This is a genomic window from Arcicella gelida (assembly GCF_034931025.1).
Lineage (GTDB): Bacteria > Bacteroidota > Bacteroidia > Cytophagales > Spirosomataceae > Arcicella > Arcicella gelida.
This window is the reverse complement of the sequence record NZ_JAYGIL010000022.1, coordinates 33,762-46,695: the sequence shown is the minus strand read 5'-3', so window position 1 is coordinate 46,695 and position 12,934 is coordinate 33,762. Positions and strand designations below refer to the sequence as shown.

Sequence of the window (12,934 nt, the reverse complement as noted above, 5' to 3'; positions counted from 1 at the left end):
CAACAACTATGAAACGTTAATTTCAATAAAACTGAAAATGAATGGTTGTATATAAAATACTGATAAATTAAAGAAGTTTAGTCAAAAATCAGGAAGTTATTGATTTATATTTGGATTATTGCTCAAAGGTATATAATATTCGTTGATGTAACATAATATGAAATTAAGTTAAACTAAACAAACTCTATGTCAGTTAATAAGTTCTTCTACTATCCACTTAATAGACGTTATGCCTATACTCAATTAAGAGTAACAAGAAAATGAGACGATTTGACCTCTTTGATTTGTTTTAATATTTTCTTTGTTACAAACAAAAATAATTATTGGAACTTTACTAAAATTATTGACATATTCACTTAAATATCTTTTTACTACGAAGTCAAAACAGTGTTATAAAACTTCACAAGTTTAACTTTCTCAAAATCCCAAGATAATTCCGTTAGAACCCTATTATAACCATAATTACCCATTTTAATTCGTATCTCTTCGTTATCTAATAAATACATAATTTTTTCTGCAAACTCGTTAGTATCAGTAGGGGTTACGTACAATGACGCTTCTTGAGCAGAATATCTCCCCTCTTTTAAATCATATTGAACAATTGGCTTTTTCAATGCCATATATTCCATGATTTTATTCATAGTAGATAGGTTATTCATCTCTGTCGGTTTATCAGGATTAACACCAACGGAGGCTGTATTAAGAATATCAAGCAAAATCTGGTCAGGAACTCTACCATAAAAATCAACATGTTCAGATAGTCCCATTGAGGCAGTTAAGGATTTTAATTCTTCAAGGATAGTACTTCCTCCAACAATGGCAAACTGTACATCTTTACGTTTTTTGACAATAATGGCTACTGAATCCAATAGTAAATCAATACCCTCTTGTTCACCGATTGTGCCAATATAACCTACTAAATACTTTCTACCTTTCTTATATTCATCTTTAGCAGGAGTAATTCTTAATTTTTCAATTTTTGGACCACTTCTTACAACTTGAACATTTTCAGGTTTCATTCCTCCCCTTCTTATGGCAATTTCTTTATACGATTCATTTGTAGCAATACTAAAATCAGCGACCTTAAAAGTTAGTCTTTCAAAAAGTACCATACACTTGTAAAGTATATCTTTTTTACCAAATTTAGCTACATACAACTCAGGATTAATATCATGATGATCAAATACATACCTTACACCAAATAATTTAAATACAATTCCAACTAAAAATATTAAATCAGGAGGATTACAGCCATGAATTACATGAAAGGGTTTTTTAAAATAAATTTTAAAACTATAGACAAACCACCAAAATATGGCTATTGAATATTCTGCTAAATATCCAAAACCGCCACTTGCCTCAATTGGAAGTGGATGTCGGTAAATATCTATATTTTCTAAGCGTTCATATTTCTCTGTATATCCTTTCATTATTGGACATATTATCGAAACATCAAATCCAGATTCCTGAAGAGAGGTGGCTTCTTGCCATACCCTTCTATCAAAGGGTACGGGAAGATTTTCCACAATAAAAAGTATATGCTTTCTCATTAAGTGTGTGTTTACCAGTTGATACCAATGTATTGATTCTTTACCCTTACATCTTTAGGTAAACGCACCATATCTATAATTACTTTACCTTTAACAGACACTAATACCTCTTTGAACTCCTTCTCATTATTTGCAACAACAATTATATCTGAATTATGAACTAAATTTTCCAAGTTTTCTACCATATAACTAGATAAATGTGGAATTCTTTTCTCAATATAATCCTTATTTTTTCCTGTCAATTGTGCCATTTGAATATTGGCATCATATATGGAAATATCAAAACCTTTTCCAATCAAAGTTTCAACAATATCTACCGATGGGCTATTCCTTAAATCATCTGTCCCTGCCTTAAAACTTAAACCTAATACAGCTATTTTCTTTCCAAAATATTTACTCAACAAACTAATTGCTCTATTTAATTGAATCTGATTTGTCTTATCAATACTACTAATAACTGGAACATCAACATACAAATCATGTGCAAGTGTTTGTAGACCTTTTAAATCTTTCGGTAAACATGATCCTCCATAAGCAAAACCAGGTTTAAAGTAATATGGTGAAATATTAAGTTCCTTATCCTTGCTAAAAATGTCCATTACTTTAAGCGAGTCTATACCAAGGCTTTGGCATATATTACCAACTTCATTTGCAAATGATATTTTCAAAGCATGATAAGTGTTGTTAACATACTTCATTATTTCAGCTACTTTTGTATCAGCAATAATTATCTCCCCTGGTAGGTTCTCGTATAATTTAGCCATAATAGAAGTCGCTTTTTCGCTAGTTCCCCCAATTAAAGTTAGAGGCGGATTAAAATAATCTCTAACAGCAGTTCCTTCTCTCAAAAATTCTGGGTTATCCACCAATGCAAAATCAACGTCACTTTTCTTACCAGATTTCTCTTCAACAATTCGAGCAAATTTTTCACAAGTACCAGGTAACACAGTAGAACGAATTGCAATTACATGATACTCATTTTTATCTTTCAAAGCAGCACCTATATTTTCTGCTACTTTAAAGATATAATCAAGATTCAAGTGTCCTTTTTCTGTCGAAGGGGTTCCAACAGCAACTATTGAGATTTCTGAATTCTCAATAGCATAAACAATATCAGTTGTAGCTGATAATTTACCTGCTTTGAAGCCTTCCTCGATAATATCTTCAATTTCAGCTTCAATTATAGTAGCTTTCCCTGAATTGATTTGATTAATTTTGTCGATGTTTACATCTACACCGATTACATTATGACCATTTTTTGCTAAACAGCCTAAACTTACGCATCCTACGTAGCCTAATCCAAAAATACTTATTCTCATGTGTGAAAAAATTATAGTGAAAACCAATATTTATAAGGTTCTTTATCTGAATGAAGAACCTGTCTATCTCTAATAATTTTTGCAGGGTTACCTCCAACTACTTTCATTGTTGGGATGTCCTTTGTAACAACGCTTCCAGGCAAAATGACACTCCCTTTTCCAATGCTTACACCAGGCATAATTAAAACATTTGAAAATATAATGACATAATCTTCAATGTCTACATTTTTACCTTTTGTTTTAAATTTTAAATCATCTATCTCATGTCCCAATGTATAAATTTTTGTATCGTGGGCTATAACACAATGATTTCCGACTGTTATACCTCTTCGATTATCTAAATAACAACCTGAATTAATAATTGTATTATTACCTATATTTAGCTTTCCAAATGAAAAAAATTTTACATTTTGGACAACAGAATCTTTTCCAATTTTCGAACCTGTAAGTAATAACAGAAACCTTCTAATGAATAAAGGGAAGCAAATCCAGTATATAAAATTGAAAAGTTGAAGTAAAATAAAAAAGCATTGTAATTTAATTTTTCTCATTTTCGTCGAATGTTATATAATATGATAATCCTACAAACATCCAAGCTTGAATCCAACGTATATAAGATATTTTAATAGTTCCCCACTTTTCTTTGTAGTAATAAAAATACCCTCTTTTATGGTCGAACATATTATCAAAACTCCACTTTAATACTTTCTCTACTAATTTAATATTCTCATTAAGTTTACCTAACTTATATAACGTTACAATAAGCTGAGCAGTTGTGTGCATATCAATCGGGTATTTGGAATCGCTATAATACTTAGGCAAACCAGATTCTTCAAAAAAAGTATTCAAATAGTAGTCTAACCCTTTATCAATGAATTCATCAAAAGAGTCATCATTTGACACTGTTTTGTACAAATAAATACATTCAAGATTATAACCAGTATGAAAATTGTCGATCCATTTATGATAAGGCAATGGGCTATATGCCCATGAACCGTTTGGGTTTTGATATTTGCAGACAAATGAAACAACCTTTTTGGATTCAGAAATAAGTATTTCTTCTTGTGTATAATAATATACTCGGCATAGGATACGAGCACCTAACAACGAAGCGTTAAAAACTTGTGTATGGTCTAATGGACAATAGGAGAACGAAAAATCCCCATCATTATCATATGTCCTATTTAAGTCTTTAAGTACAAAATCACAGGCTGATCTCGCCATTTTCAATAGCTCTTCTGATTTAAGAATTTCATAGGCATCTAGCAATCCACAGGCAATATAAGAAGTAACGACAACACTTGGGGTACCTTTAGGTTGAAAAAAAGCCCTAGCCTGCCAATCAAAATTATATCCCCAACAATCTCCAGAATATCCTGGAGAGACTAGTTTTTTAATTTCTCCTATAATATATTCAATCTTATTAAGATATTCCTTTTGCGGGTTAATCTTGTAAATATTACAATAGCCTTGTAGAAAAAGTCCTAATCCTTTTGGGTTGAAGTCTTTTGAAACCCCTGCAATCTTTCTAAGATTTATTGGAGATCTTTTAAAAAATTGAAGCCAAGTAAGTCTTATTAAACTATTGTTTTTTGCAAATGGTACTGATTGGAAAAAAGTACTGTTAAGTCCATCAAATGGATCATAACCTTTAAAATTGTTATCTTCGCAATAATTTTTCAGTTTCTCAAACACTTGTTTATGCTCAATCATACATTTTGAATTTAAATAATATTACCTACTTTTAATACTGTAATTATCTAGTAAAACAAACTATGTAAATCAATGTATCCTAACTTATCTAAAAATCAGTTTGGAGATTACATCTTCCTTGCCCTCTATCATTAAGGCAGCATTTCTATATTTATTATCATTGAATTTCTTTGATGCAACCACAAACAAGCCAAATAATCCTTCGGTATTAATGGGTTTGATTTGATTGTACTCCCATTTCTTTGTCCCAGTTGCAAAAGGAACTAAATAGCTAATCGCTTTAGCTAAGCTCCTTCCATCATTTGAATGATAATGCCACAAATCTACTCCTCTTGTTTGTGCCATGTTGGCCAACAATAGCCATGCTTGCAAGTTGAAGGATGAGTACATGAAACTCAGAGTTCTTTTTAATTCTTCGGGCTGTTTACCCTCGCTATCAATTTGATATGAAATAAGGTCAAAGCTCTTTTGAAATGTACGATCAGCCACGTGAGTATTTCCAGTAAATAACGCACATATTGCTAATTGAGTATTGTAGTATGAACCATGATTATTCTTAGCTTTTGATTCCTTAGCTCCATTTTTACTGTTTTGTAGCCAATCCAAATAATTTTCAAACCAGTTTTTTAATCCAATTTTATCTTGACTTGTCAAGAACTTTGAGCAACTTATTAAACCTATTGATTCGATTATAAATGGTAATCTGTGAAAATCAATAATTCCACTTCCTCTTCCTTCGACTATTCCAGGTATAAACTGTGCATAGTTAAGATTAGGGTTCATTCTTGTAGATGGGTTCAAAAACCAAAATCTCAAGATTTGAGCAACCTTAGATGCATATTTTTCGTTTTCTGTAAAAAAATATGCCCATGACAACTTCCATACCATAGAAATCATAATATTTAGATTACGAGAATCTTCAATTTTTAAGCTTTCAGGATTTCTTTGACCATCTTTTCGTATGTAGGGTAATCCATCCGATTTTGAAGAATCAGGCCACCAATAATAAGCCATGCTTAAATAATCATGGAAATCACCGCTAGGAGGCATTGTTTTTTTACTACTTATCGAATACAAGGGCTTTTCAAATAAATTATCAGCTTCATGAGTGAGTATATCTATATTTTTTCTAATAATATCATCTACTTTTGCTAACTTTTTCGTGTTTGAAATTTCCTTGAAATTTGTAAAAAATAATTGAATAGAATCTCTGGGAATAGGGGAATACAAATTATTAGAATACAATAAACAAAAGGGAAATAACAATATTTTTAACATACCATCTGAATTTAAAACACTATTATCTGTTACACCATCTTACAGTAAGAACACCTTTTTGATACTATAATATTAAATTTTCAGTTCTAAGCCTTAGCTGCTCTTTATACAAAGAAACGGGGACAGACTTCACTTTATTTAGATTCTCTATAAAAACAGATTCATTTGAATAATCATGTTTTCGTCCACCAATGGTTACGTTATTAGGGTTTCGATAACCAATAATAATAGAGTTTTTAAAAATAGTAAAGTGCTTTTCTCTGATTAAACCTGTCTTAATCAAATCTTCTTTTTTCAGACTAAAAGCATAAGCAAAAGTTTTGAAGTCAAACAAGCTTCTTTGAAGACAATATATCGTTGCTCTATACATTGCACTCAGATTCACACGTATTTTACTTTTGAATTTATATTGATCATGTTTAAAAATCTCAGTAGAGCCCTCAAAACCCTCGCTTGATATATTCCACCAAACATTATCTAAAGCACAAGCAGGTTGATTAAATAAAGTACCCGATGCCTTAATTCCTCGAAAACCATGGCAATTGTCAAATAATGTATATGACGGTGGGCTAAAGGGACCTTCAGAAAATCCATGAAAATCAAAGTCAACTGGTTTATTCTCTGAATTCACATAACTTATTTCTGTAAATACATTCCCATAACAATTTCCTTCACCACCAATCATATCAGCATAATGATTAGAAAATGTTATATTTCGCATTAGATTATCACAAGAATGCCCATAAAGTTTGATTCCTTGATGTCCGTCGTGACCACTTACATTTACATTTTCAATTGTTACATTTCTACTATCTTGAACATAGATTGGATTTGTAAAATTTAAAATTTCAACATTTCTCATAAATCCATGTGAAACTCGGCAGAAGTTAACTGCATTCCAACCATAATCCATTATTTGCGACTGTTTTGTAGAAAAATAAATAGGGGCACCGTGGTGTCTAAATACGCCATCCCATTTACAGTCGAATGTAATATCTTGGATACCTACATTTTCAATCATAGGAACACAATAAACTTCAGGCTCAAATTCTGTAATAATGTCTCTCCTTAAAGGTTGTTTTAAGCGTATAGTATTTTGGTCGATAATTTCATCGATTTCAACTAACCATTGAAAAGAAGGAGCTTTTTCTGGGCCAGCTCTATGTGCAGTTTGCCATTCATCAGGTAATACATCTCTATTTAAAAGCAACTTTATCAAATTCCCATCCTCAGTGGTATTATACATACCAATCAAAATACATTTGGTATCAATCAATGTAGATGAATCGGAAACTTTTAAAATTGTGTCTCCTTTATATGAATCGCATGTAATATTTGTTGCAAACTCTGGAGATTGAATTACGCCATCACTACCAGGATCAGTAAGTGAATTACTTCTTGTTTTAACCTGCTTTTTATTTTTAAACTGTAAACCCCAAAATAAATTTGTTTTTTGTAGCCTTGTCCCATAAGTAATTAAGAAAGGGGATAACCAAGGGTTTTTACTGCCAATTAACGTATGATTGTGTGATACAAAAACAGTTTTATTACTGGCATTAATTATTTCACCTTTTAAAATTATATTTGAATAATTAATTTCAAGGAAATTCATTTGATGCTTATCTGCATTCAAGTTATACTTTCCAGCAGGAAAGAATAAGACACCTCCTCCTTTTTGACCAATATCATTAACCAAAGATTGTATATCTCTCGTTGAATCAATATTTAAATTTGGTTTTATTCCGAACTCACTAACATTATACTCTCTTAAGTTTTTTAGATTAGTTAAAGAGACATCACCCTTATAATTAAAACCAGCAAATGAAAAATCTTGCAATCTTGAACCTATGGGATTTTCAATAAAATCTACAAATAGTTTAGAATTGGACTTATCCGATTCTTTTTCAACAGAATTTTCTTTATTTACATAAATTTCAAATTTGGATTTATTCAAGGTAAATAAGACATAATTACTAAGCGATAAAATAAGTAAAAAAATCAAAATCTGGTTGTAAAATAAAGTATCTTCAGTTGGCAAACTACTTTTACTCAGACAGATAATACTTAGTAATACAGAGGCGAAATACTTCCCAACAAATACCTTTTTGTTGACAACAATAAGTAAAAAACAGAAAGCAAATGAGGATAATATTGTTATGGTATATTCAGAGATAATTAAATTAGGTAAAAGCACGATAGTACAGACCAATGTAGCTACTAAAATCAAATAATCCTTAGCTAATATATAATTTATATTTTTTCTATAAGCAGTACTAAAAACTGTGTTTCTAACATTATAGCCAAACCAAATAGTAGCTATTATATTTGAATACAAGAATAGGTCAGAATTGATTTTATAAATTATTAACATGACTATAAATAGAAAAACCATTGATGCCCTCAAACTTCTATAAAGAAATCTATTAATGACCCAGATTAATAAATTACCAATTAAAAGCGTTTGTACCACGAAGACTACAAAATTAATAGCAGGCAATTTGTAATCTGAAGTAGAAAATACATCAATAAAAGCAAATGCTATCAACAAGTATAAAAAAAACAAGTTAGAATAACTATTCAAAGTTGTTTTTCGTATTAAATATTGGCCATTTACTGGCCAAATATTTAGGAAAAAACTTGCTATCAATAGTATCGGAAAATAAATCTCTGAAAGATTAGTAATAACCAAAAATGATGTTAATACAAAACATGATAATAAAGTAAAATATAAATAAGTCTTATTTATTGAATGATAAATAGGCTTATAAATGTCCCCTCCATTTATATTCAAACCCAATGAAAATGACAGAATTGATGCTATGCCAATCTCTATAACTTCAAACAATTGTATGGAATTAAGTTCAAAACTCATTTTTTTGATGTGCTTTTTATGTTATCCTTAAAATAATTCAATGAAATGAATATATAAAAACAAATTTTTGCCAACATGACTGAAAATTCGCTAACGCCTAAATACTTGATATAATAGTACTTATCAGTAATAAATTCTTGTTCTAATCTTTTTCGTTTCTTAAAAAACTTACTTATGGTTTTACCATGCTCATGTACAATACATACATCTGGTACAAAGTAACATTTTTGACTAATACGCAATAACCTTTCTGATAAAATAGCTTCCTCCCCAAATAAAAAAGTACCTTCATCAAACATTCCACACTCAATAAATGATTTTGTCCTCAATACAATAAAACAGCCCATCAAACGATAATAATATCCTTCTTGTGCATTATCAACGACTGCACTATATCTTGAAGTTTTACTAAACAAATTGATAAATGGCGTTAGAATATTTCTAAAAAGATATTTATCAAATATAGATACAAATTTATGAGGACTTTGATTTTCATTTTCCAATCCTATAATTTTAGGTCCTATAGCACCTACATCAAGCTTTTCTTCTAATTTTGATATTAATTTGACAAAAGGATTCTCACCTCTAAAATTTAAATCATTATTGCAAATACACAAAAAATCAACTTCAAAAAAATCAACTAAAAATTTCGCACCTAAGTTATTTCCTTTGGCATATCCTAAATTTTCAGGCGAGAGAATTACATATATATTTTTTTGTAAGTCAATCTGCTTTTGTCCATTTATCACTTCACAATCTAAAGCTGAGGTTATTTGATCAACCTCAGTTTGAAGCACATCATTAAGTACTATAACAATTTTATTCGAAACTGTATTAAGAACAAGCTGTTCATTAATATAGTTAATCGTATGCAAAACTGTGTGATAATCAACAATTATAATTCCTATGGTTATATTCATTTTGTATCTCTTTTAGTGGCAAATTTCACAGCTGATTCAAAACCATTATACATATTAGAAATGTGAGCCTTATTATCGAAGCTCTCAAAACAGTTTGCTGAAAATTGCATATATCTATCGCTATCTTGATTCAAATCTTGGATAAAACTCCAAAAATCTTTCATATTTTTGGCTAAATAACCATTGTAATCATTCACTAAATAATAGATTTCGACCGAGTGTGGAACGTCTAATGCAACAACAGGTTTTCCCCAAAATAGCGCTTGATTCAATGCTAAACCTAAGTCCCCTGGAGTTGTAAAAAATTTACAAGCCTTGAATAAAGCGTTCATTTCATAATCATCGTAGGGAATTGTACCGATATAATAGTAGTTGCTATATGAATTTATCAAGGTAAGCTGCTCTTCATTGATCCCTTTTCCGGCTATTACCACAGCTATGGATTTATCTAAACATGGTTCTTTTAATAAAGCATCTAACTTTTTATCTTCCTTAATAGTAGCTGCAAACAATACTATATTATCTTCTTTAATTCCATACTTATTTTTTACATAAGCAAGATCAGGTACTTTATCTTTATCAAGTCCCTCAAATGATAAAGTATTATACCCAAAAAAAACTTTACTGTGGTTTCGTGGTCTAATGTCTTTTATTTCATTCGGAGTATAAAGAACAATAGCATCAGCAATGTTGTGGAGAAAATAATAGAATTGGTTTTTAATAAAGTTATTTGGAGTCTTGATATTAATACCTTTGTTCCAAAAAATGGAAGGTATGCTTTTCAACTTGCAGTAAATAGAAACTGGATAATTAACAATATCTTTTAAGTGCAAAAAAATGATTACAGCACTGGGTTTTGTTTCTTCAATTACTTGAATGTACTTAGTAATATTTTGTTTTTCAACAATAATCGGATAGTTAATACTAAAATCAACTTTATCCATACCTTCAGTTAAAAGTACAAATTCGTAGCCACATTTTTTGAACTGCTCTGAAAAGTAATTGTAGTTTTTCAAGCGATAATGATGAGCATAATTAGAAATTAGTAATATCTTCTCCATAATATTTCAGTGTGTTAATTATCAAAACTTTTCTTCTAACTGAGCAATGTATTCAACAAATTTTTGCCAAGTATATATATGCTCATAATGCTCGATTTGCGTAATATCAGCATTAAATGTATCATATATTTCAAATATTTCACCAAAATGGCTGTATGTTGCAATAATTTTATCCTCAGCTAACTCTTTAAAGTTTCCAAAATTGGGACCTATAATTTTTTTATGTGAACTTAAACTATATATCAAAGCACCTGAACTCAACACAGATGACTGATTATAGGTGTATAAAATCGACTTAGATTCAGCAATATATTTTGCCAACTCATTATCCTTTAGAAACTCGTTAATAAAAGTAATATTAGGCAAGTCTTTAATCAAAGAGGATATCTGCTGTGCATATTGTTCATTTTTACACTTCCCACAAATTAAAAAAGTGTAATTTTTGTGTTGTGGATTCTCTTTTACAAAGCTCAGAAAACTTATAATATTTTTGTAAGGATCTATTGACCCCCAAATAATAAAATCATACCTAGGTTCTACATCCAGTGGAAATGATAAATTTGGATATACTGGATGTGGAAAATTAAAAATATTATCCTTTTTGTATTTCTTTTTAAAGTAATCTACACCCTCAACCGAATGTGTAAGTACAAATGTGGACAATTTAGCTGTGAAAAACATACACATATTTGACAAAAAGGAACTCTTATTGTGGGCTTCCTTATTGTGCATAACCCATACAAGTTTTGTATTTTTCACTTTGGCTATTAATAAAAAAAACAAATAAAATATAACTTGTATAAAACCGAACCTTCTATCAGCCAAATTCTCAGGCCAATTAATAATAAAAATATTACTATCTAAATGTTGAAAAACATCACTAATTCCTTTTTTTCCATTTTTTGTAAAATTTACAACCTCATAACTCCCGCTCTTAAGCCCCTCTAACAAACAAAGGATATATGGATTTTTTTTTGTTTCCCCTTCAAGTATTGTTGGGTAAACGTAAACTTTCTTTTTGTTCATAAATACTAATCTTTTGTTCATGTAAACTCTTATCAAATAGATAAAAAACTATACAATAAAATGGAATCGCTGAAGGAACTGTAAAAAAATCTGACAACGAAAGTAATATTAGATTAATAATCATAAAGATTCTCAAGTATAGGCCATTTTTACTCATTTTATAAAAAATTATTCTAAAGTGAATAGCTAAAACACAAATCACATAAAATATCCCAAACTTGCTATACGAACCTATCAAGCCAATATCAGCCTGATAAAGGCCTAATTCATTAATTTTCGTTACTCTTTCTCCATAAGAGGAATAATCATGAGCTAACCCATTTCCAAAAATATATCCAATCGTAGAATCTGAAAATTCAAAAAGAAAATAGTTATAAGCAAGATATCTAACATTTGTTTCATTTAATTCCCCTTGCGTTTTTGCAATGGTCTCACCAAAAAGTGCATTCAAGTTATATATTGCAACTACTGCAATAAATACAGATAATATAACTCCATATACTTTACTGCTACCTTTCAAGAAAAAAATAGATAAAAACATTCCCAAAACCGTTGCTGATAAATATTGCCTCGTAGAAAACACGTACATACCTAACAAACAATAAATACTAATCATCAACCAGGATAATTTACGTGTTTTTAAATAGTAAATGAAAAATAGTATAACACATATCATCGCATAATGATGTCTTAATGTCATAAATCTATACATATAATTCCTAATCTCAATTTCTTTACCATTGATACCTAACCCCCTTGTGTAAAAATAAATTGTTGGGTAAGTAAATTGTTGTACAATTAGAAGTGTTACCCAAATAACTGCAATTGTAGCCAAAATTTTCAAAATCACTTTAGAATCAATACTATAGCAATGTAAAACGTAATAGAATAACCAATACCCCATCATTCTCAAAGCCAATAATGAATAAAAAAAAGATTGATTATGAACTAAAAAAGCTGGTACTGTACTAAATAGAATAAAAAAGAGCATCCATAAGATATTTTTGTGTAAAAACATCCCTTTAAATACTAATTTATGTTTCTGAGTTATACTAATAAATACCATATAACTAATACAGACAAGATCTAAAACATCAAAATAACTATCAGGAATTATTTGAAATGACCAAAATCTTATACTGACTAAAATTATAAATACAACGACTCTTATTTTATTTCGCATTTTATGAACTAG

At 29.8% G+C, this 12,934-nt stretch carries 10 protein-coding genes; all 10 read right to left on the bottom strand.

The features are described 5' to 3' along the window. Nucleotides 1–371: 371 nt before the first annotated feature. Nucleotides 372–1,550: a glycosyltransferase family 4 protein gene (locus tag VB776_RS16680; protein ID WP_323697988.1), complete on the bottom strand. Its 1,179-nt coding sequence runs from the start codon at nt 1,548–1,550 to the stop codon at nt 372–374. A gap of 11 nt (nt 1,551–1,561) precedes the next feature. Continuing rightward, the gene (locus tag VB776_RS16675; RefSeq protein ID WP_323697987.1) at nt 1,562–2,869 is read right to left on the bottom strand and encodes a nucleotide sugar dehydrogenase; all 1,308 of its coding nucleotides are present in this window, start codon (nt 2,867–2,869) and stop codon (nt 1,562–1,564) included. Between the two features lie 11 nt (nt 2,870–2,880). Further along, the gene (locus VB776_RS16670) at nt 2,881–3,420 is read right to left on the bottom strand and encodes an acyltransferase (RefSeq protein ID WP_323697985.1); all 540 of its coding nucleotides are present in this window, start codon (nt 3,418–3,420) and stop codon (nt 2,881–2,883) included. Next, on the bottom strand, nt 3,407–4,582 hold the full coding sequence (locus VB776_RS16665; protein ID WP_323697983.1) for a delta-aminolevulinic acid dehydratase: 1,176 nt from the start codon (nt 4,580–4,582) through the stop codon (nt 3,407–3,409). Before VB776_RS16665 ends, VB776_RS16670 begins: the two co-directional genes overlap by 14 nt. 84 nt (nt 4,583–4,666) lie before the next feature. Then, a complete protein-coding gene (locus tag VB776_RS16660) occupies nt 4,667–5,860 on the bottom strand; it encodes an alginate lyase family protein (protein WP_323697981.1) in 1,194 nt (397 codons plus the stop codon). A 64-nt stretch (nt 5,861–5,924) separates the two neighbouring features. Further along, nucleotides 5,925–8,732 carry a hypothetical protein gene (locus VB776_RS16655; RefSeq protein WP_323697980.1) on the bottom strand — a complete coding sequence of 936 codons (2,808 nt, stop codon included), beginning with the start codon at nt 8,730–8,732 and terminating at the stop codon, nt 5,925–5,927. Further along, nucleotides 8,729–9,652, bottom strand: a complete 924-nt coding sequence (locus tag VB776_RS16650) for a glycosyltransferase family protein (RefSeq protein ID WP_323697979.1) — start codon at nt 9,650–9,652, stop codon at nt 8,729–8,731. The genes VB776_RS16655 and VB776_RS16650 overlap by 4 nt, the downstream gene beginning before the upstream one ends. Then, entirely contained in the window at nt 9,649–10,713 is a 1,065-nt protein-coding gene (locus VB776_RS16645) for a glycosyltransferase (RefSeq protein WP_323697978.1), read from the bottom strand. Before VB776_RS16645 ends, VB776_RS16650 begins: the two co-directional genes overlap by 4 nt. A 21-nt stretch (nt 10,714–10,734) precedes the next feature. Beyond that, the gene (locus VB776_RS16640; protein WP_323697976.1) at nt 10,735–11,739 is read right to left on the bottom strand and encodes a glycosyltransferase family protein; all 1,005 of its coding nucleotides are present in this window, start codon (nt 11,737–11,739) and stop codon (nt 10,735–10,737) included. Beyond that, complete coding sequence (locus tag VB776_RS16635) at nt 11,699–12,922, bottom strand: hypothetical protein (protein WP_323697975.1); 1,224 nt, start codon at nt 12,920–12,922, stop codon at nt 11,699–11,701. The genes VB776_RS16640 and VB776_RS16635 overlap by 41 nt, the downstream gene beginning before the upstream one ends. Nucleotides 12,923–12,934 lie beyond the last annotated feature (12 nt).